At 60.5% G+C, this 21,498-nt stretch carries 16 protein-coding genes; 4 read left to right on the forward strand and 12 right to left on the reverse strand.

What is annotated here, in order from left to right; all coding sequences use genetic code 11:
- Nucleotides 1-58: 58 nt before the first annotated feature.
- Nucleotides 59-3,709, forward strand: a complete 3,651-nt coding sequence (locus tag QD461_RS19685; RefSeq protein ID WP_414089255.1) for an ATP-binding protein — start codon at nt 59-61, stop codon at nt 3,707-3,709.
- Nucleotides 3,710-3,764: 55 nt separating this feature from the next.
- On the opposite strand, the gene QD461_RS19690 is transcribed toward QD461_RS19685, so the two are convergent.
- Entirely contained in the window at nt 3,765-4,166 is a 402-nt protein-coding gene (locus QD461_RS19690; protein WP_414089287.1) for a GFA family protein, read from the reverse strand.
- 228 nt (nt 4,167-4,394) lie between these two features.
- Nucleotides 4,395-4,742 (reverse strand): antibiotic biosynthesis monooxygenase, encoded by a 348-nt coding sequence (locus QD461_RS19695; RefSeq protein ID WP_414089256.1) that lies wholly within the window; start codon nt 4,740-4,742, stop codon nt 4,395-4,397.
- Between the two features lie 123 nt (nt 4,743-4,865).
- Between QD461_RS19695 and QD461_RS19700 the strand changes: the two genes are divergently transcribed.
- Entirely contained in the window at nt 4,866-5,753 is an 888-nt protein-coding gene (locus tag QD461_RS19700; protein WP_414089257.1) for a LysR family transcriptional regulator, read from the forward strand.
- An 18-nt stretch (nt 5,754-5,771) separates the two neighbouring features.
- Here QD461_RS19700 and QD461_RS19705 read toward each other — a convergent pair whose 3' ends face one another.
- From QD461_RS19705 to QD461_RS19720, 4 genes are all read right to left on the reverse strand, one after another.
- The gene (locus QD461_RS19705; RefSeq protein ID WP_414089258.1) at nt 5,772-6,254 is read right to left on the reverse strand and encodes a YcxB family protein; all 483 of its coding nucleotides are present in this window, start codon (nt 6,252-6,254) and stop codon (nt 5,772-5,774) included.
- Nucleotides 6,255-6,257: 3 nt separating this feature from the next.
- Nucleotides 6,258-6,605 carry an antibiotic biosynthesis monooxygenase gene (locus tag QD461_RS19710; RefSeq protein WP_414089259.1) on the reverse strand — a complete coding sequence of 116 codons (348 nt, stop codon included), beginning with the start codon at nt 6,603-6,605 and terminating at the stop codon, nt 6,258-6,260.
- Between the two features lie 222 nt (nt 6,606-6,827).
- Entirely contained in the window at nt 6,828-8,750 is a 1,923-nt protein-coding gene (locus tag QD461_RS19715) for a DEAD/DEAH box helicase (RefSeq protein ID WP_414089288.1), read from the reverse strand.
- Nucleotides 8,751-9,105: 355 nt separating this feature from the next.
- Nucleotides 9,106-11,058 carry an acetoacetate--CoA ligase gene (locus tag QD461_RS19720; protein WP_414089260.1) on the reverse strand — a complete coding sequence of 651 codons (1,953 nt, stop codon included), beginning with the start codon at nt 11,056-11,058 and terminating at the stop codon, nt 9,106-9,108.
- Between the two features lie 163 nt (nt 11,059-11,221).
- On the opposite strand from QD461_RS19720, the gene QD461_RS19725 reads away from it, so the two are divergent.
- Nucleotides 11,222-13,123 carry an AsmA family protein gene (locus tag QD461_RS19725; RefSeq protein WP_414089261.1) on the forward strand — a complete coding sequence of 634 codons (1,902 nt, stop codon included), beginning with the start codon at nt 11,222-11,224 and terminating at the stop codon, nt 13,121-13,123.
- Nucleotides 13,124-13,156: 33 nt separating this feature from the next.
- Here the strand turns inward: QD461_RS19725 and QD461_RS19730 are convergent, their stop codons facing one another.
- The 5 genes from QD461_RS19730 to QD461_RS19750 form a co-directional block, all read right to left on the reverse strand.
- Nucleotides 13,157-13,975 (reverse strand): ABC transporter permease subunit, encoded by an 819-nt coding sequence (locus QD461_RS19730; protein ID WP_414089262.1) that lies wholly within the window; start codon nt 13,973-13,975, stop codon nt 13,157-13,159.
- A 3-nt stretch (nt 13,976-13,978) separates the two neighbouring features.
- The gene (locus tag QD461_RS19735; protein ID WP_414089263.1) at nt 13,979-14,890 is read right to left on the reverse strand and encodes an ABC transporter permease subunit; all 912 of its coding nucleotides are present in this window, start codon (nt 14,888-14,890) and stop codon (nt 13,979-13,981) included.
- Between the two features lie 2 nt (nt 14,891-14,892).
- Nucleotides 14,893-16,035 (reverse strand): ABC transporter ATP-binding protein, encoded by a 1,143-nt coding sequence (locus tag QD461_RS19740; protein WP_414089289.1) that lies wholly within the window; start codon nt 16,033-16,035, stop codon nt 14,893-14,895.
- 232 nt (nt 16,036-16,267) lie between these two features.
- Entirely contained in the window at nt 16,268-17,365 is a 1,098-nt protein-coding gene (locus tag QD461_RS19745) for a polyamine ABC transporter substrate-binding protein (protein ID WP_414089264.1), read from the reverse strand.
- A gap of 170 nt (nt 17,366-17,535) precedes the next feature.
- Nucleotides 17,536-18,408 (reverse strand): LysR family transcriptional regulator, encoded by an 873-nt coding sequence (locus tag QD461_RS19750; RefSeq protein ID WP_414089265.1) that lies wholly within the window; start codon nt 18,406-18,408, stop codon nt 17,536-17,538.
- An 88-nt stretch (nt 18,409-18,496) separates the two neighbouring features.
- Between QD461_RS19750 and QD461_RS19755 the strand changes: the two genes are divergently transcribed.
- Complete coding sequence (locus QD461_RS19755; protein ID WP_414089266.1) at nt 18,497-18,760, forward strand: hypothetical protein; 264 nt, start codon at nt 18,497-18,499, stop codon at nt 18,758-18,760.
- On the opposite strand, the gene QD461_RS19760 is transcribed toward QD461_RS19755, so the two are convergent.
- Nucleotides 18,736-21,273, reverse strand: coding sequence for a methyl-accepting chemotaxis protein (locus tag QD461_RS19760; protein ID WP_414089267.1), 2,538 nt, complete (start codon nt 21,271-21,273; stop codon nt 18,736-18,738). The two genes, QD461_RS19755 and QD461_RS19760, sit on opposite strands and share 25 nt — an antisense overlap.
- Nucleotides 21,274-21,498 lie beyond the last annotated feature (225 nt).

The raw sequence follows: 21,498 nt of genomic DNA on the forward strand, positions 1-21,498 counted from the left end.
GGTTATTAATAAACCGTTAAACACGAGAGGCGGTCACGCCCGCAAAACAGGTTGGAATATGCCCGCAATTCAATATCCGTTCATTGACATTGCCGTGCATCCGCGCGTTCGGGAACGCTTTGCCCGTGGCGAGGCCATGGTCATGTTTTCGGCCGGGATGGACCGCGTGCTTTGGGCGAACGGCGCTGGCGCCAACCTGTTCGGCTACGACGTCATTTATGATTTTCTCGACCAAGGACCGAAGTCCGGCGATGTTTCCTTCCGCCAGATCGAGGCAACGGCACGCGCCCTCAACACCGTCGGAGAGCAGCGCACATTTCTCATCCGCATGGCGTCCGGCTTCCAGCGTTCGGTGGTGAACGCAGCGGTCGAGCTTATCCGCATCCAGCACGGAGAAGAGGCGATCCTGTTCTCATCGCCGGTTTCGTCCAAGCCGATGGCTTTATCGGAATGCGCCAGGCGCATGATCGACGGTTTCGACGCCCCCGATACTCATATGGCCGTCATCGGCCGCGATGGTGAAATCGTCGCCGCATCCGAGCGTTTCCGCATGCTCGACATCACACCACAGACGGCGCGCATGCTGACGACCATGGCCGGCGCCCAGTCGGACCGGCTGATCAAGCGGCCGATCCCCACCGGCCGCGGCTATCTGCCTGCCGCCATCGGCAAGCTATCGGAAATCCCGGCGCTGCATCTGCTTTTCGTCGTCGAGACGGTCCTTGGCCATCTCGATCCGACGGAGGGTCCTGCCAGCCAGGTAGCACCTGCCGCGACCGAACCGGTGGCTGAAGAAACCCGTGCGGAACTCGAGGCAGCGACAGCCGACGAAGCGCCGAAGCCCGAGATTGCAGCGCCCTTTGGYGACGTCATCGATGCCGTCGCCCATATCGAGGAGCTGGATGAAACACCGGAATATCGCGTAGACGAAGAGCAGGACGTGGCGCCGGTGACAGGCGACGTCGGCGAGCCCTTGTCCATGCCGGTTGTGGTGGACGGTCATGGCGAGGATGCGGTCGAGACGAGCGCGCCCGCTCCGGAACCGCACACAGAAGCCCCAACCCTGGACGAAACGCACGCCGCCGATGCCGGCACGGAAACCGTTCCCGAGCCAGCCCCGCCCGAAGCCTCATCGGCCGATGACGGCACTGCCGATGGATTCGTCTTCAAGCGCAATGGCCGGGCCACGCGCTTCGTGTGGAAGATCGATGCCGCAGGCCGTTTCAGCGAGGTTTCCCGCGAGTTCGCCGATGCCGTAGGACCGCATGCTGCGAAAATCGCAGGGCAAGCCTTCACCGAGGTCGCCGCCCGTTTCAACCTCGACCCGGATGGCAAGATCGCTGAACTGCTGGCACGCCGCGACACGTGGTCGGGCCGAACCATCTACTGGCCGGTGGAGGGCACGAGCCTGACGGTACCGGTCGATCTGGCTGCCCTACCAACCTATACCCGCAGCCGCGAATTCGACGGCTTCAGAGGCTTCGGCGTCGTTCGCCTGGCTGACGCCATCGAAGATCCGTTGAAGCACGGCATGGCGCTGGATGGCGAGGAAAACCTGGCCGTCGAGCCCGAGGCTGCGCATCAGGACACCGACGCCGCGACAACCGCACGCGAGCAACCGGCTCCCGAACAGGAAGACGCCGCCGCTGCCAGCGCAAATACCGAGCAGACAATTACGGATAGCGATCCTGTCGTGAATGCAGAGCCGCCCGCCTTGCGAATTGTCGAGACGCCGAACCGCCGTCAGACCGACAAGATCATCCGTCTGCACGAACACCGGACGCAGGCGCAGGCAAGCCTTTCGCTGAGCGAACAGGCAGCATTCCGCGAGATTGCCCGACAGCTCGAACCCTTCGGCAAGCGCACCGAGACCCCTGCAGAACAGCAGCCGATCGAACCGGGCGAGAATAACAGCGATATCGCCCCGCAGGCAAATGCGGCCGATGAGCTTCTCTCCGATGGTAGCGAAACGGCAATCGCAAGCGAAGAGGCTATCGCCCAGCTGGATAGGATGGACTCGGCGATCGAGACTTCCTCCTCCGAGCCTGTTGCCGAACCTTCCGAGGCGCATGAAACGGCCGGCGAAGACGTCGTGAGTGCCGGAACTCACCCCGCAGCGGCGGATGCCTCCGCCGAGCCGGAAGAGGATTTCGATCCAATCGACGTGCTGAACACCGCCATTCCGCCGCGCGTTAAGATGCGCTCGGGGCTATCGTCCGATATCGTCGACCAGTTGCCGCTTGCTGTCCTCGTTCACGCCGGCGACCGGCTGATCCACGGCAATCCCGAATTCCTGCGGCTGACGGGCTATGAGAACCTGACGGATCTAGAGCAGGTCGGCGGGCTGGATGCGCTGCTGCAGCGTAATGATCTGGAAGGTAAGACCGAGCAACCGGGCACGATAATGGTGGTGCGTGCCGATGATGCGCTCGTGCCTGTCACGGCGCGGCTGCAATCGATCCGCTGGGAAGACGGCACCGCCCTTATGCTGGCCTTGATGCCGGTAGAAAAGAGCGAGCAGCCTGCTCCGCCACCGCAGCCTGTTTCCGAGGAAGCCAAGCCTGAACGCATCCTCGAAAAAGTAGCCAAGCTGCAGGTGGAGATCGAAGAACTGCGCTCGACGCTTGAGACGGCGACTGACGGAGTGATCATCGTCGGCCAGGACGGCGAGATCCGCTCGATGAACCGCTCGGCAAGCGCGCTGTTCAACTATGATGACCAGGAAATTCGCGGCAAACCCTTCGTCATGTTGTTTGCGCATGAGAGCCAGAAGGCAGTACTCGATTATCTCGGCGGCCTCGCCGGCCATGGCGTTGCCAGTGTGCTCAACGACGGCCGCGAAGTGATCGGTCGCGAGGCGTCCGGCGGTTTCGTGCCGCTGTTCATGACCATGGGCCGACTCAACTCTTCGAATGGCTATTGCGCCGTCATCCGCGACATCACACAGTGGAAGCGCACCGAAGAAGAGCTGCGTAACGCCAAGCGCGCGGCGGAAACCGCCAATGCCCACAAGACGGATTTTCTTGCGCGCGTCAGTCACGAGATCCGCACGCCGCTCAACGCCATCATCGGGTTCTCCGACATGATGGCCGGCGAGCGCTTCGGGCCGATCGGCCATTCGCGCTATGTCGAATATGCAACCGACATCGGCCGCTCCGGCAGGCATGTGCTCGACATCGTCAACGACCTGCTCGATATCTCCAAGATCGAAGCTGGTGAGATGGATCTCGATTTTGCATCCGTCGGCCTCAACGAGGCAATTGCGGAAGCGGTGTCGCTCGTGCAGCCGCAGGCCAACAGTCAGCGTGTGCTTATCCGCACCGCGCTGTCGCAGGCCGTGCCGAATGTCGTCGCCGACCTGCGCTCGATCAAACAGATCGCTCTCAACATCCTGTCGAACGCCATCCGCTTTACGCCGTCGGGTGGCCAGATCGTTGTTTCCACATCCTATGAAAACAATGGCAGCGTCGTGCTGCGTATCCGGGATACGGGCGTCGGCATGACGCGCTCGGAACTTGAGCAAGCGATGAAACCCTTCCGGCAGGTTTCGACGAATTCCCACAAGCGCGGCGACGGCACCGGCCTCGGCCTACCGCTGACAAAGGCGATGGTCGACGCAAACCGCGCGACCTTCTCGATCAACTCCTCGCCAAACGAGGGAACGCTGGTGGAAGTCACCTTCCCTTCGCCGCGGGTGCTGGCAAACTAAGGGAAGCCTATCGCGGCAGCCTCTGCTGCCGTGCATTCACTCGACGCCTCTACCGTCAGAACCAGAGATCGCGCACGCATTTTCCATCGGAAGGAAGATCTTCAAATGTGTCCAATCCGTCGAAGTGATCGATGGGCAGGTCGACGACGAGATCCGGCGACGCAAGCCGCAGATTGACCGCCATGCGCCGACGGCCATCCATTTGCAGCCGCATACCGCGCCAGCTCAGGACGCAGGCGCAGGTCGGGCAGAACAAGATCTCAAGAGAGGGATCCTTCTCTTCGGCGCGCGTGTAGGACGCAGTCGGCCCGCTCAGCGAAATCCGCTCCCCTTCATAGTCATAGGCCCACAGAGCGCCGTAACGCCGGCAGAGCGTGCAGTTGCAAGCCGTGATCGAGCCGGGATCGCCAGTCAGGGTCCAACTCGCCTTGCCGCAATGACATGAGCCGATCAGCATAAATCCGACGTCCAATCCCCTACCTATTCGAAGATGGTATTCTGCTATATCGGCGAAGTGTCTGCAAATGGTGCCCCTTCCCAGGCAATGTCCTGCGAGAAGGGCCTCCGCTGGATCTACAGCGAAGCCGCCAGGTCCACACGCCATTCAGTCCGACGGGGAGCAGGATCCCCATCGAACGTCTGTCGGCCCGCATTGTCCTCTCAGAGGCTATGCCGGCCATCCTGTTTAGGCGCGCCTGGGTAGCACCAGGTCGCCGACCGTATAGGTGTGAAACTCGCTCTTCGAGACGGTATCTAGCTTCCGGAATTTTTCGACGAAATGCGGATCGGAGAAGAACTCGCCGACATTGCCGGCATCCTGGATCGCCTCGATGTTGACGACGGTCTGACCATCTGAGCTTTTTGCAAGGCTGCTCCAGAGGAAGCCTTCCTTTCGCTCGGCGACATAGTGCACGACATCCTGAATGATGGCGAAGGCCTCCTCCTGCTTTCCGGGGTGAACGTGGATGACGTTGACGATAAAGGTCGTGGGAGCGGGAGAGCCCGCAAAGCTGGCGATGTGTTTCGTTTCCATGATTGTCTCCATCTGAAGCTCGGGCTGTTCAGCCGCGGCGGCATCTGGATATCCGGCGCGAGATAGCGGATAAAGGAGCCTGTATTCTCAACATATCGGACAAAAGTTCCGCAATAGGGCATCATGGACAAGCTCGGAACGCTCGGCATTTTCATCCAGGTCGCCGAAGTCGGAAGTTTCGTTGCCGCGGGCCATCGCCTCGGCATTTCGGGCTCTGCGGTCGGCAAGGCCATTGGCAGGCTCGAAGATGAGCTCGGCGTGCGATTGTTCAATCGCTCGACCCGCAGCATGGCGCTGACGGAAGAAGGCAGCTTCTTTCTGGAGGCTTGCCGGCGCATTCAATCGGAATATGAGGAGGCGCAGTCCAGACTATCCAGCTCGCAGACGGTGCCACGCGGGCAGTTGCGCGTGAGCCTTCCTTTGGCCGGCATGCTGCTGATGCCGACATTGTCGGCCTTCATGACCGCATATCCGGAAATCAATCTCGATCTCGACTTTACCGATCGGTTGGTCGACGTCATCGAGGAAGGGTTCGATGCCGTCATTCGAACCGGAGAGGTCAGGGACACGCGGCTGATGAGCCGCAAGCTCGGCACCTTCAAGCATAGGATCGTCGCCTCGCCGGACTATCTGCAGGCCTATGGTCACCCGAAGATGCCGGAGGATCTACTCCGGCATCGCTGCCTTCACCATCGCTTTGCAAATTCAGGAAAGCTCGAACCTTGGCCTTTGATCCGCGGCGAAGGTGAGATGAAGCTCGACCTGCCGGTGACGACGGTTGCCAGCACGCTGGAGCCGCTGATCTATCTCGCGGAACGCTCATTCGGGATTGCCTGCCTGCCTCCATTTGCCGTGGCATCCGAGATCGCGGAGGGAAAACTGATTTCGCTGTTGGGTAATCATCTGGCCGACACGGGAACCTTTCGCGTGCTCTGGCCCACCAATCGGTATCTATCCCCGAAGGTTCGCGCCTTTGTGGATTATATGGCCGCGAACCTCTTTGCCGAATGAAACGATACAGATACCCCGTCAGGATCCGCAGGCTACTTTCGACCTTAGAAAATCCCGGTCAGCCGGTGAGAGGGTTTCCAGCGGCAGCGTGAAGAACTGGTTCGGCCCGATGAATATCATCCAGTAGGCCGGACGTTCCCATATCTCCGTGATCGTCGACCAATGGATCGTCGCCAACCCGAGATCGGACACGACATCCAGTCCTTCGTCACGAAATGTCAACTCGGCGCGAGGGGTGCGCATCCTGTGGAACTTTCCCACGGTATTACGATGATGAGCAACCCACATCACTGCAATCATGGCCGGCGGAAGAAGGATGATAACGAACATGATGGCCGCTACCCATCCGCGATCGCCATTCCACAGTAGCAGGGCGATCATTACCACCTCTGCCACCCAAAGACGTTTCTGCCCTAAAATGCCGCGCCTCCAAACAAAAGTCCGGACAGCATCGCGTACGATGTCTTCGGTGTAGGTAACTTTGATGGCGCTGTTCTGCACCTTTTACTCGCCGCGTGCCGGGCGATCATGGCCGGCGACAATCCCGGTTGAAACCACGGTCTCGAAATACTCGACCTTCAAGTCGAAGGAGCGCAGAAGCTTCTGCGTGCTCGGCTTCACCACCGCATCGTCGAAATCACCCTTGCCGAAATGGCCGGCGGCAGCCATGTCGGCCCAAAAGCTCATGACCACAAGCTCGTTGTTTTCACCGCGCACCTTGCGGGCCAATGTCGCACCGAGATGGCCGGGAAGCTCAGCCATTTCCACGAAGGTGGTCGTCTCTAGGTGCCGGGCATAGGCTGCCAGCACCTCATCAGAGCCGGCAATGGCCCGCCAGGAACGAACGATCATGTGAAGTCCCTATTCCGGCGCGCATGTTGAATATCGATGGCGTGCGCCCGATTCCGATCCTGATTTATGCATCACTTTTGCGGCCCTGCAATCGCAAATGCTTGCGCATCGCAGGTTCCAAATCCCGGAGTCGACGGGTATGCGTCCTGCGCCTGGCGCAAGGAGTGATTTCTCAACCGATCGGATCATCAGCCGCGCCCGCTTGCGAGCGCGGCGCCGAGCTCATTCGCCTCGCGACTTCGCAGCCTTGCGGGCCGACCGCGAGTTCGGCTTGCCGCCCTTGGGAGGGCCGTCATTCTTGGCGAAGTTCGGCTTGCCGGATTTCTTTGCCCAGGGCTTCTTGTCGGAACGTTCGGAGACGTTGCCTTCCCCGGCATGTGCCCGCTCCGGCTTACGGTCCGACTTCCACTTTGGCTTGCCGCCGTCTTGGCCACGGGCGCCCTTGTCGGCGAAGGGCTTCTTCTTCTCGAAGGCCCCTTCCCGCCGCGCCTGCGAGAAATCCGGCATGCCAGCGAGCGGCTTGACGCGGATGCCGCGCTCCAGCGTCTTGTCCGGGCCGATGGCCGAAAGGAAGCGCTCGATGCCGTCCGGGGAAAGCTCGACGAAGGTTTCTTCCGGCTGCATCTTGATGGCGCCGATGTCGCGCTTGGTCAGGTTGCCGTTGCGGCAGAGCATGGGGATCAGCCAGCGCGGTTCGGCATTCTGCTTGCGTCCTACGGAGAGCGACACCCAGACGCCGTCGGTGAAATCGTTCCGCCCGCCAGATGGACCATCATCGCGGGGGGTGACCTGGAAATCATCCCGGCGGGGCTTTCTGCGCTCGCCTTCGGCCGGGACATCCTGCAATTCTTCCGGTGCGGAATGGCCGGCGCGGTACTGCCGCAGGAAAGCGGCCGCGACCTGCTCGGCGCCATGGCGCTCCAGCAGTTGTTGGACGATGGACTTTTCGTCTTCGGCAAGCGCGGCGGTGAAGACCGGATCGGCGAGAAGACGCTCGTCGTCACGCTCGCTCACCTCGTCAGCCGAAGGCGGCTTTGCCCAGGTGGCGCGGATGCGGGCTGCCTCCAGCAGGCGCTCGGTGCGGCGGCGGGCGCTGAGCGGCACGATCATGGCGCTGACGCCTTTGTTTCCGGCGCGGCCCGTACGGCCGCTGCGATGCAGCAGCGTTTCCGGATTGGTCGGCAGGTCGGCATGGACGACCAGCTCCAGACCCGGCAGGTCGATACCGCGGGCGGCGACATCCGTTGCGATGCAGACGCGGGCACGGCCGTCGCGCATGGCCTGCAGCGCGTGCGTGCGCTCGTTCTGGCTGAGCTCGCCCGAGAGCGCGACGACGGCAAAGCCGCGATTGTTGAACCGCGCCGTCAAGTGATTGACGGCCGCACGCGTCGAGCAGAAGACGATGGCGTTGCGCGCCTCATAGTAGCGCAGCACGTTGATGATGGCGTTTTCCTTGTCGCTCGGCACCACGGTCAGCGCGCGGTATTCGATATCGACATGCTGCTTGGCCTCAGAGGCGGTGGCGATGCGAACGGCATCGCGCTGGTAGTTTTCGGCAAGCTTGGCAATGGAACGCGGCACGGTCGCGGAGAACATCAAGGTGCGGCGCTCGGAGGGCGAGGCTTCCAGAATGAATTCCAGATCTTCGCGGAAGCCGAGGTCGAGCATCTCGTCGGCCTCGTCGAGCACGACGGCGCGCAGTTGCGAGATATCGAGCGAATTGCGGCGGATGTGATCGCAGAGACGGCCGGGGGTGCCGACGACAATATGGGCGCCGCGCTCGAGCGTGCGCCGCTCGGTGCGCATGTCCATGCCGCCGACGCAGGACGCGATCGTCGCGCCGGTCAGACCGTAGAGCCACTCCAGCTCGCGCTGCACCTGCAGCGCCAGTTCGCGGGTCGGCGCAATCGCCAGTGCCAGCGGCGCACCGGCGGGGCCGAAGCGGTCTGCGCCATCAAGCAGGCCGGGCGCCAGCGCCAGGCCGAAGGCAACCGTCTTGCCGGAGCCGGTCTGCGCCGAGACCAGGGCATCCTTGCCGGCAAGGCCGGGATCGAGCATGGCTTTCTGCACCGGCGTCAGCGTTTCATAACCGCGCTTCGCCAAAGCCTGGGCAATCGCAGGAACGATGCCTTCGAATTCAGTCATCATCTGTCTTTCGGAATTCTTCGCCTGCCAGAAGGCGGCGATCATCGTGGCCCGCACGTCGCAGGCCTCTTCTTCAAGCCTGCACATACTTGGTCGGCGGCCCAATGTACAGAGCGGCCGCGTATTTGCGTGCAATCTAACGAAAAAAAGGCAGCGAACGCGCTGCCTTTGAGAATGGTGCTGTCAAAAGAAAGCTCGAGTCGGTGAACTTCATGTTTCGGGAGCCGGGATAAGCTCCAATCCGCTGCTGACGTATGCGAACGGTCTCAAGTTGTCCTTTACGTTTGACCAAGCTTTCTTAACGCGAGGTTACCGAAGGATAGTCATCGTTTGCCCCTCAGTTTTTAGGTCTGCCTTAACTTTTGAGCTCTTCCAGCCCTACAAAGAGATCCAGCGCCTCCGGATTGGCGAGCGCTTCCTTGTTCTTGACGGGGCGACCATGCACGATATCGCGTACTGCAAGCTCGACGATCTTGCCGGATTTCGTGCGCGGGATGTCGGCAACGGCGACGATCTTGGCCGGGACGTGGCGCGGCGAAGCGCCGGTACGAATGCGGGTCTTCATCGTCTTGACCAGATCCTCCGTCAGCGCTGCGCCGGAAGCGAGCCGGACGAACAGCACGACGCGGACATCGTCATCCCAATCCTGGCCGATGCACAGCGCCTCCAGAACTTCGGGGATCTGCTCGACCTGATTGTATATCTCGGCCGTGCCGATGCGCACGCCACCGGGATTGAGCGTCGCGTCCGAGCGGCCGTGAATGACGAGGCCGCCATGAACGGTCCATTCAGCGAAGTCGCCGTGGCACCAGATATTGTCAAAGCGCTCGAAATAGGCGGCGCGATATTTGGCGCGTTCGGGATCGTTCCAGAACATGATCGGCATGGAGGGGAAGGCCTTGGTGCAGACAAGCTCACCCTTCTCGCCGCGCACCGGCTTGCCCTCATCGTTCCAGACATCGACGGCGAGGCCGAGGCCCGGTCCCTGGATTTCGCCACGCCAGACCGGCTGCAGCGGGTTGCCCAGCACGAAGCACGAGACGATGTCGGTGCCGCCCGAGATCGAAGCGAGCTGGATATCGTCCTTGATGCCTTCATAGACAAAGGTGAAGCCCTCGGGCGACAGCGGCGAGCCGGTGGAGGTCATCAGCCGCAGGCTCGTAAGATCATGCGAGGTCTTCGGCGTCAGGCCGCTCTTGTGCACGGCATCGATATATTTAGCCGAAGTGCCGAACAGCGCGAATTTCTCTTCCTGCGCATAATCGAACAGAATATTGCCGCTGGGCGCGAAGGGCGATCCGTCATAGAGGCAAAGCGTCGCGCCGGCGGCAAGGCCGGTCACCAGCCAGTTCCACATCATCCAGCCACAGGTGGTGAAGTAGAAGACCTTTTCACCGGGTACGACGCCGCAATGCAGGCGATGTTCCTTGATCAGCTGAAGCAGCGCGCCACCCGTCGAATGTACGATGCATTTGGGAACGCCCGTCGTGCCGGAGGAAAACAGGATGAACAGCGGATGGGAGAACGGCACGGCGACGAATTCAACAGCTTTCGCCTCGAAGGGCGCGATGAAGTCGTCCAGTGTCTTTGCGCCGGGCGTTGCCACCACCACGGCATCGGCGCTGCCGGCATAAGGCACGACCAGGGTCTGCACCTTCAGCCGCTCCGATATCGCGCTCACCTTCGCCGTCACATCCTGCAGCTTGCCGCTATACCAATAGCCGCTGCAGGCGATGAACAGCTTCGGCTCGATCTGCCCGAAGCGATCCATAACGCCCTGCTCGCCAAAATCCGGAGAACATGAGGACCAGATCGCGCCGATCGAGACGGCCGCCAGCATGCAGGCAATGGTTTCAGGCAAGTTCGGCATCATCGCCGCGACACGATCGCCCTTGCCGACGCCGAGCGCGCGATAGGCCTGTTGCAGCCGCGATACCATCGCGGTCAACCGATCCCAGGACCAGCGATCGCGAACCTTATCCTCGCCCCAGAAAACCAGCGCGTCGCCCTCACCGCTTCGCGAGAGCAGGTTCTCGGCGAAATTCAGCTGCGCGTCGGGAAAGAAGCGGGCCTCCAGCATGAGGTCGTCATTGATCAGCGCCCGCTCGCCGCGTTCTCCCTTGATGCCGCAAAAATCCCAGACCGCCGTCCAGAAGTCTCCCCGTTCGGCAATCGACCAGGCGTGAAGACCATAGAAGTCTTCCAGAGATAGGCCAAAGCGGCGGTTGCATTCCTGCATAAAGGCAAACATGGGGCTTTGGCGTCGGGATATTTCCGAAGGCGTCCAGAGCGGCGGCTGATCCTGCATATTTCTCTCCCCCGTTTTACTCTATATAGCAATGCTGCAGCGCATTATAAAGTCATGCTATCGCAGGCCATTCCGGTGCGTGATGTTTGCATCGGCGAGACATTTCCTATATCCGGCAAGCATAGGCAGATCATCCCAATCAGGTTGAGAGTTTCCACGGGATATGAGAACGTCGCGAAACAATAAGTGGTGGTTGACGATGCGATCGGTCTCGCGATGGTTGCCTGCGTTTGTCCGAACCACCGGCATCGTTCTTCTGACCCTCCTCATCGTCTTTGCCGTCTTCAGGGCTACCGCACCCTTCCTGATCTCCAGCGGACTTGTCCGTTCCGGCATCGAGAAGGCACTCTCGGACTGGACGGGATACAGAGCGCAGATCGAAGGCGACCCGACGCTCGATTTCTGGCCGACGCCGCGCATAACGCTCAACCAGGTCACCATTCGCGAACCGGCAAAGAACGGCAAGGTACTCGGCCATGTCGATAGTCTTTCCGCGGATTTCTCGCTGCTGCCTGCAATCCGCGGGCATGCGCATTTTCACGAGTTTCATTTCCTCCGCCCCGTCATCTACATCCGCCGCGACGAAAACGGCCTGATCGACTGGACCAATGAAGGCCGCCTATCTAAGGCGATCGAACAGGCGGAGACGTCCTCGGATCAGACCGTGCCGATGCGAAAGGATCAGGATGCCGCCATCGGCATGCTGACCATCGAGGACGGCAGCGTCGAGATGGCGGATGATCGCAGCGGCAATGTTTACAAGATGACCGGCGTCAATGCCGACATTTCCTGGCCGCGGCTCTCGCAACGAATGACCGCCGTCGTCCTAGCGCGCTTCAACGATCAGGACATCAAGCTCAACTTCGATTCCGAGCAACCGCTGCTGTTCTTTGCCGGCAAGAGCGTCAATGCCAAGACAAGTTTCTCTTCACCAGTGATCAGCTGGGCCTACAACGGGATCATCAGCCTGGCGGACTTTTCGACGCTCTCGGGTAATCTGGACCTCAATGTACCGAATGTGCCCTCTTTCCTGGCATGGAGCGGCCAGCGCCTGCCTGCGGCCGACGCTCTCAAGAACGTCTCGCTCAATGCCGATGTGGCGGCTGTCGACAAGAGCCTGCGCTTCAACAATCTCAACTTCAAGGTTAATGACTCGGCCGCCTCCGGCGTCATGGACATGAGCTACACGACGGCCGGAAAGCCCAAGATCTCAGGCACGCTTGCCTTCGACCAGATGAACCTCAATCCGTTCCTGGCCGCCTTCTCGATGCGCCTTGCCGCAGAGACCGCCATCAATGCACTTCTGAACGGCAATCCGCTGCAGCGCCTCGACCTGGATATGCGGCTATCTTCCAACAAGGCCGCGCTCGGTCCATTCCAGTTCGACAATATCGGCGCAAGCCTGCTGGTGGCGGGCGGCAAGGCGAAGTTCGATATCGGCGACAGCGGCTTCGAGGGTGGATCGTTGACAGCGCATCTGGAGGTCGCTCCCGGCGATTTCGACGGCGGCGGTAAGCTGCAGATATCGATCCGCAACGCCGATTTCGGCGGGCTCTTCACCCGGCTCAAGCTGCCGGGACCGCTGCCGTTTACCACATCCGGATCCCTGGATCTCGCGCTCAGCACCACCAAGCCGATCTGGGTCGCCACATTGAGCGACGTTGCCGGGCAGATGCACTTCACCTCATCGGCAGGATCCTTCCGCCAACTCGACCTCTCATCGTTCAGATCTCTGGCTAGCGACAAGGCCTTCTTCCGCCTCGGCGAGGTTGCCGACGCAGCCTTCGACTTCGACAGCATCAATGTCGACGCGACCTTTGCCAAAGGTTCTGCAGAAGTGCAGGACGCGACCATTACCGGCCGCAACGAAACCATCAGCTTGAACGGCGTCGTTCCGTTCCGGACGAATGGGCTGGCCTTGTCGGGTGCGCTCGAGGCCACCTTGCCGACCGATGCTGATGAGTTGCCGATGCTGCCCTTTTTCCTCGGCGGTAGCTGGCCGAACCCGGTGGTTTCCCCGGTGACGACGCTGCTGCAAAAGCCGCAACAGCCCTCGCAGCAATAGTTTCTGCATCAACCTCGTTGGGAAGACCGCCGGTCATCGACCGGCGGCGGCGGCCTGTTCGTCTCTTTGGCGCTGAACCTCGCGGCGCTTCGTTCCAATCGAAGCGCAGATGACGCCGGTGGCGACGACGCCGATCAGAATGGTGCAGACGGCATTGATCTCAGGCGTCACACCGAGTTTGACCTGGCTGTAGATCAGCATCGGCAGCGTCTTGGCGCCGGCGCCGGATGAGAAGGTGGCGATGACCAGATCATCTAGCGAAAGCGTGAGCGCCAGAACCCAGCCCGAAAACACTGCCGGCGCGATGATCGGCAGCGTCACCTCGAAGAAGGTACGCACGGGTGACGCGCCGAGGTCCATCGCCGCCTCCTCGATCGAGCGATCGAAGGTCAGCAGACGCGATTGCACGACAACGGCGACGAAACACATGGTCAGCGTCGTATGCGCCATCACGATCGTCCAGAAACCGCGATCGACCCCCGACGTGACAAAGAGCAGCAGCAGCGACAGGCCGGTGATGACGTCAGGCATGACCAGCGGCGCATAGATCATGCCGGAAAACAGGATGCGGCCGCGGAAGCGCGTGTAGCGCACCAGCGTCAGCGCCGCGAGCGTGCCGAGCACGGTGGCGATCGTCGCCGACAGGAGCGCGATACGCACGGTCAGCCAGGCGGCGCTCAGCATCGTGTCGTTGCTGAAGAGGTGCACGTACCACTGCGTCGAGAAGCCGCCCCAGACCGTAACCAGGCGAGAGGCGTTGAAGGAATAGATGACCAGCAGCAGGATCGGCAGATAGAGGAAGGCCAGACCGAGCGTGACGGAAACAATGTTGAAACGAGACCAGCGGATCATCGATTATCTCCCCTTCTCGTCGGCCTTGGCCTGAAAATGCTGGAAGAAGACGATCGGCACCACCAGCACCAGCAGTAGGATGGTCGCCACCGCCGAGGCCAGTGGCCAGTCGGTGTTGCTGTAGAATTCGGTCCAGAGCACCTTGCCGATCATCAGGGTTTCCGAGCCGCCGAGCAGGTCGGGAATGACGAACTCGCCGACAGCCGGAATGAAGACCAGCATGCAACCGGCGATGACGCCGGGAAGCGAAAGCGGAAAGGTGACGCGCCAGAAGGCGCCGATCGGCGTGCAGCCGAGATCCTGCGCTGCCTCGATGAGCGTGCCGTCCATCTTTTCTAGCGCGGAATAAAGCGGCAGCACCATGAAGGGCAGATAGGAATAGACCATGCCGATGTAGACGGCGGTATTGGTGTTGAGGATGACGAGCGGCTCATGGATGATGCCGAGCGCCATCAACAGCTGGTTCAGGAGGCCGGTCGTGCTGAGGATCGACATCCAGGAATAGACGCGGATGAGGAAGCTCGTCCAGAAGGGCAGGATGACCAGCATCAGCAGCGTCGGCCGGATCGTCCGCGGTGCCTGCGCCATGCCGTAGGCGATGGGATAGGCGATGATCAGCGTCAATAGGGTCGAAATGCCGGCGATCTGCAGGCTCTGCAGGTAGGCGTTCATATAGAGCGGGTCGCCCGTCAACCACACATAGTTGTCGAACGACATGGCCTGCAGCTTATCCCACCAGTCGCTGAAACTGTCGGCCCAGGCGAATGACGGATCGTAAGGAGGCACGGACAGCGCCTTCATCGACAGCGAGATGCGGAAGACGATGAGAAAGGGTGTCAGAAAGAAGATCAGCAACCAGGCATAGGGAACGATGATGACCAGGCGCTGATAGATGGAAGAGCCGAGCGCTTTCATAGTCAGTCCTTCAGCAGCACGCCGGCATTTTCGTCGAAGGATACCCAGACATTCTGATCGTAGGCAAAGGGTTCCTCCACGGCGCGAACGGCATTCAGCGACGAGGCCTTGAGCACTTGCCCGCTCTTCAGCTTCACATGGAAGACGGTCATGTCGCCGAGATAGGCGATATCCCAGATTTCACCTTCGGCAGCATTGACGGAGGCATTGGCGGGTGGGCGCGGCGTTACCCGCAGCTTCTCCGGCCGGATTGCGATGCTGGCGCGGCTTCCCTCGCTCGGGACACCGCTGGTCGCTGCACGCAGGGTAAAGGCTGAATCGACAACGATTTCGACGATGCCGGTGTGCGCGGAGGTCACATTGCCGTCGAGTATGTTCACATCACCGATGAAGTCGGCGACGAACCGGCAATTGGGCGCTTCGTAAATCTCGGCAGGCGTCGCCACCTGCACCACCTTGCCATGGCTCATGACCGCGATACGGTCCGCCATGGTCATCGCCTCCTCCTGATCGTGGGTGACGACGACGAAGGTGAGGCCGAGGCTCTGCTGCAGATCCATCAGCTCGAATTGCGTCTCTTCGCGCAGCTTCTTGTCGAGTGCGCCGAGCGGTTCGTCGAGCAGCAGCACCTTGGGCTGTTTGGCAAGAGAGCGGGCAAGCGCCACGCGCTGGCGCTGACCGCCGGAAAGCTGGTTGGGCTTGCGCCTGGCAAATTGCTCGAGCTTGACGAGCTTCAGCATCTGCGCGACGCGATCGTCGATTTCCGCCTTCGGCATGCCATCCTGCCTGAGGCCGAAGGCGATATTCTTTTCCACCGACATATGCGGAAACAGCGCATAGGACTGGAACATCATGTTGACGGGGCGGCGATAAGGCGGCGTGCCGGCAAGGTTCTGGCCGTCGAGCACGATTTCACCCATCGTTGGCTGCTCAAAACCTGCCAGCATGCGCAGCAGCGTTGACTTGCCGCAGCCCGATGCACCGAGGAGTGCGAAGAATTCACGATTGTAGATATCCAGGGAGAGGTCGTCGACGGCGGTGAAATCGCCGAACTTCTTCGTCACGTTCTTGAAGGAAATGTACGGCTTGGCCGAAGGATCGGTCCAAGGAGCAAAGGAACGCCGGATATTGCCGAGTGACTTCATCATCTATCCCCAAATGGACGCCCTCAACGGGCTTTCCGAGGGCATTTCCACCTTCCATCGAGGCACGGAAACGCCCATTCTTCTTGTTTGTTTGTGCATTCCGGATGGACAGCCGCTGCACTCTTTTCCCGAATATGTTTCAGCGCGCCTCCTCCCGTTCTCGGAGCGCTCGCGATTCTCAAACTATCCTCTTAAGGAAAGGCCCGGACGTTGCCGTCCGGGCCGCTTCGAATTATTGGCCTGTGGTGACCTTTGTCCACAAGCGCGTTGCCACGCGCTGTGTTTTGGAGTCCCAAGGCGTGAGGGTGAACAGTTTCTCGCGGACCGCATCGGTCGGGTAGACGGCGGGATCCTCCAGCACATCCTTGCTCACGAATTGCTGCGATGCTTTGTTGCCGTTGGCATAGGCCGTGAAGTTGCTGGCCTTGGCGATGACTTCCGGCTTCATGATATAGTTGAGAAAGGCATGCGCTTCAGCGACGTGCGGCGCATCGGCCGGGATCGCCATGACGTCGAACCACATCTGCGCGCCCTTCTTGGGGATCGAATAGCTGATCTTCACGCCGTTCTTCGCTTCCGCAGCGCGGTTGCGTGCCTGCAGCACATCGCCGGAATAGCCGAAGGCGACGCAGATATCGCCGTTGGCAAGCGCATTGATATATTCCGAGGAATGGAACTTACGGACGAAGGGGCGGACCGCCGTCAAGAGATCTTCGGCCTTCTTGAAGTCTTCCTGCTTGGTCGAATTCGGATCAAGACCCAGATAGCGCAAAGCGGCCGGAATGACGTCGGTCGGTGAGTCCAGCATATAGATGCCGCAATCCTTGAAGTTGGCAGCGAGCTTCGGATCGAAAACGATGTCGATATCGGGCGCTTCGTCGGAGCCGAGGATCTGCTTCACCTTGTCGACATTGTAGCCAACGCCGCTGGTGCCCCACATATAGTCGATCGCGTACTGGTTGCCGGGATCGTAGGTGGCGATGCGCTGCTGCACCGTGTCCCACATGTTGGTGATGTTCGGCAGCTTGGACTTGTCGAGCTTCTGGAAGACCCCCGCCTTGATCTGGCGCTGGAGGAAATAGGCCGTCGGGACGACGATGTCATAACCGGTCTTGCCGGCGAGAAGCTTGGTTTCCACCGTCTCGTTCTGATCGAAGGTATCGTAGACGACCTTGATACCGGTTTCTTTGGTGAAATCGGACAGGATCGAGTCATCGATATAATCCGACCAGTTGTAGATATTGACGACCTTGTCTTCTGCCTGAGCGGCGGTTGCCAGCGAAACGACCGTGAAAGCCGTTGCTGCAAGCCTAGCGAACATGGACTTCATAATCTCTCCTGATACGTTCACGGGTATCGTGGCGACACCCAACCCTCTGTTTTTCCCGTTAGACTAGAAAGGAAATCGGAAGGCGACAAGGGGAAAAGCATGACCCCTTCCTCTTTCGCGGATTTGCCGGTCAGCGTCGTAGGAACTGCGAATGGTTGCTCAACCGAGCCTCAAGCGTAGGTCGGACGCTTGCCGGCAAACAACTCCGAATGGCTTTTCAGCAGTCGGGCCATGCGATCGACGACAGTGCGGATTTCGCGGCGATGACGATCCGCATTGTTCATGATGATCCATTGCCGGTGACGCAACGAAGCGATCTCCTCGCCGGCCCGTTCCAGCCTCGGCTCCTGATCCCCGACGAAGCAGGGCAAAACGGCAATACCCGATCCGGCCAGGACGAGGTCGTACATCGAACGCGGCCGGCTCACTGTGAAGGCGATCCCCTCCCGATTGTTCTGATAGGGCCAGCGCAGATAGGCCGAAATCGCCTCTTCCTCCGCAACGGCGATCCAGCGCTGAGGCCCGGCAAAGCGCATGTTGCGCGCCTGGTAGGCGGCATAGGCCACATCACCGGTCTTGATGGCGGCAAGATTGCTCTCCTCGGGCTCGAAGGCGCGGATGCCGATATCGCTTTCGCGGTGGGCCAAGCTCGCGCGGCGTTCGCCCAGATGCAGATCGATGCGAAACCCGTCGCGTTCCGAGCAGATGGAAGGCATATTCTGGCTGAGCAGCCATCCAACCCAGGTGCCGGCGGCGATGCGGACGATCGCGCTGCCCTGCGCATCGCGTTGCCAGCTATCCACCTTGCGGGCGGCCGCCTCCATTTCCAGCAACTGATCGAACAGCGCCTGACCGTCGCCAGTCAGTGTATAGCCGGCCTGACTGCGTTCGAAGAGCGGCCGGCCGATCTGCTCCTCTAGCTCCAGCATCCGCCGACCGATGGTCGCGGGGCTGAGACCGCTTGAAGCGACGGCACCCGTCAGCCCGCCGCCGCGGGCGACGTCGAGGAAAAGTTGATAGGAATCCCAACCGGTGTTTTTCATAAATGAAAAACATAGGGCGAAAACGGCTATTTATAAAGCAAATTCGTGTGTGTAGTTGAAGGGATGCCTCACAACATGGAGATGTCTCATGATGGACAGCATCGCTTTGGCCAAGGCCATCGAATTGCAAACCCAAGCCCGCGAAGAGCGGTGGCGCAGGAATGAAGACTTGTTCTATCACGACTACAGCATGGATCCTCCAGCCCTCGTCGTCTGGGCCGGACGGCTGATCACAGGCGTGGGTGCATTCGTTGCAGCAATGAAAAAGGCGGACCGGCGAGATGTCCGCCGGTCCGCCTGTGACGATTGCGAGGATACTGGCTGCGATCAGGCAGCTTCCTGCCGTGCATAGCCGCTGCCGTAGCCGGCCTCGATCCTGAACTGCTGGATGAGATGCAACAGTGTGTCGGCTTCGCTGGCCAGTTCTCGGCTGGCCGCCGTGGTCTCCTCGACCATGCCGGCGTTCTGCTGGGTCATCTGATCCATGTGGTTGACCGAAGCGTTGACTTCCTGCAACGCGCTCGCCTGGTCGTGGCTTGCACGGGCAATGCCTTCCACGTGCTGGCTGATGGTGACGATCTGGCTGCTGATTTGCGCCAGCACGGCACCCGCTTCCTGCACGAACTGCGAGCCGGAGTTGACTTCCTGGGTCGACTTGTTGATCAGCCCCTTGATCTCCTTCGCCGCGGCTGCGGAGCGTTGCGCGAGTTCACGCACCTCCATGGCGACAACGGCGAAGCCCTTGCCGGCCTCGCCTGCGCGGGCTGCTTCGATACCGGCATTGAGCGCCAACAGGTTCGTCTGGAAGGCGATCTCATCGATCACGCCAATGATCTGCTCGATCTTGTGGGAAGCGTCTTCGATACGCGTCATCGCATCGATGGCGTTGCCGACCACGACGGAACTATCATCGGCACTGCGCTTGGCTTCGCGCACGATGGTGTCAGCATCCTTGGCGCGCTCCGCGGAGGAGCGAACCGTGACGGTGATCTCATCGACTGCGGCCGCAGTCTGTTCGAGCGACGCCGCCTGCTGCTCGGTGCGCTTCGACAGATCCTCGGCGGAAGCGGCCATTTGGTTGCCGTTGCTCTGGATCCTCTCGACATTGCTGCGCACCTGGCTGAGCGTTTCCTGCAGACGAGCAAGCGAGCTGTTGAAATCCTGACGCAGCTGCTCGAGGCGGCCGATAAAGGGCGTCTCGATGGTGGCGGAGATATCGCCCTGGGCCAGGCGTTCGAGACCGGCGGCAAGCTCGCTGACCGCGAAATCGATCTGCCGGTCAAGCTCGCGCTTTTCCGTGTCGTTGCGCTGACGCTCGTGTTCGGCAGCGGCGCGCTCTTCGTCGCTCTGCTCCTCGATGCGGATCTTGGAGATGGCATTTTCCTTGAAGATGCCAAGCGCACGGGCCATGTCGCCGATTTCGTCGTGACGCTGCTCGCCGGAGATCGAGGTCTCCAGCATACCATCGGCGATCCGGCGCATGGCGGCGGTGATCTGGCCGATCGGGCGCTGCAAGGTCAGAACCAAAGCAATGCCGCCGGCGACCGAGAGAATGATACCGAGAGCGGTTGCCAGGATCGAGATGTAGTTCGCCTGATCGCGTTCGGTGCCGGCGCTCTGCTTCTGCGTCTCGGCAAATGCGGTGAGCTGGCCCCAGACCTGATCGAGCTGTTGGCGGGCACCTGCGTATTCGCCAATCCGCTGCGTGATGATGTCGACGAGCTTCACCGCTGCGCCGTCCATCGACTGGATCGCCGGGCGGATGGCTGTATCGATATCGCCGGCAAAATCCATGCTCTGGGCACTCTGGTTGAGGGTATCGATATCCCCGTTGAGCTTGGAGATTTCCTGCCGCAGACGAATAAGATTGTCCTTATTCGTATTGGCGTTGAATTCGGCGAGGACGAGTTGCAGCGAATAGATCGAATCCTGCAGGCGGCGGGTGTCCTGGAGGATCGAGTTCGTTTGCGCCACGCGGGCATCAAGCGATACGAAGGTCGTGGTCGCCTGACGCATCATCTGCGTCGCCGTCAACTGCGTATAGGTCGAGGTCTGACGGAAGCGCGACAGGAGGCGTCCGACATTGGCGACGCTGTCGTCGGTCGGCACATCGGCGCTTTCGGTGGCAGCCGTCAGATCCTTGATCGTGCTAATCAGCGACTGAACGACGCTCTTCTGGTTTTGCGGCAGGGCGAGATCGATGGCGCGCTGCGCCTTGTTCAGATCCGTCAGCCGGTCCTTGAGGAGCTTCATCTTGTCGGCGGGCGTCGCGGCCTTGTTGAAATCTTCCGCCACGGAGACAAGCAGGTCGCCGCCCTTCAGCAGGCGGTCGGCAGAGCGCAGCGTCGAGGTCGCGTCGGCTTGATCCTGCCGTACTTGATCCTCAAGCTGCTGGCTGTTGAAATTGACGTTGAAGCGAGCGCTGATCAGCGCCTTCTGTGCATCGTCGATCACCTTGCGAAGCGCGAGCTCCTGCTCGTGCAGCGTCCACAAGCTGCCGACGAGGTTGGCCATGTCGGCGGTCTTGGTGATCGCCTGATTCAGGTTGTCGCGGCCATCCGCTTCCTGGCCGAGTTGGCCAAGCGTCGTATTGAGCACGCCCTGCTGGGACTTGATGTCTCCATAGAGCTTATCGCGCTGTTGCGTATTGGTGATGCGCAGGAAGTCGTCCATCGAACCATAGAGGTTCTTGAAGCCGGTTAGCGATTGCAGCACGCTGTTGGAGATTTCCATCCGCCCCTGCAGAAGCCCGGACGCATAAAGTCCGGTGAGGCCGACGGCGGAAATGCTAATGACGAATGGAAGGACGAATATGAGAACCTTCGTCTTGATCTTGAAACGCGATAGTATCTTATCAATGAACATTGTGGTCCTAACCTCTCACACACCGCTCCCCATCGGCGCCACCTCGGCGCTGACCGGATGTATAACCATCGTTCTTGAAATATTCGCAGGCGGGGTTCCCGAGTAAAAAACGGGAAGCAATCATTGCTTCGGCTCTAACGTGCAGTAGAGCGCCCCATGAAATCGTCGCGAATTGTGGGTGCGATTAATTAATTTTCAGATAAGGGGGCCGGCGCAGGTTGTATC

Source organism: Rhizobium sp. BR 314 (assembly GCF_047445805.1).
Taxonomy (GTDB): domain Bacteria; phylum Pseudomonadota; class Alphaproteobacteria; order Rhizobiales; family Rhizobiaceae; genus Rhizobium; species Rhizobium lusitanum_B.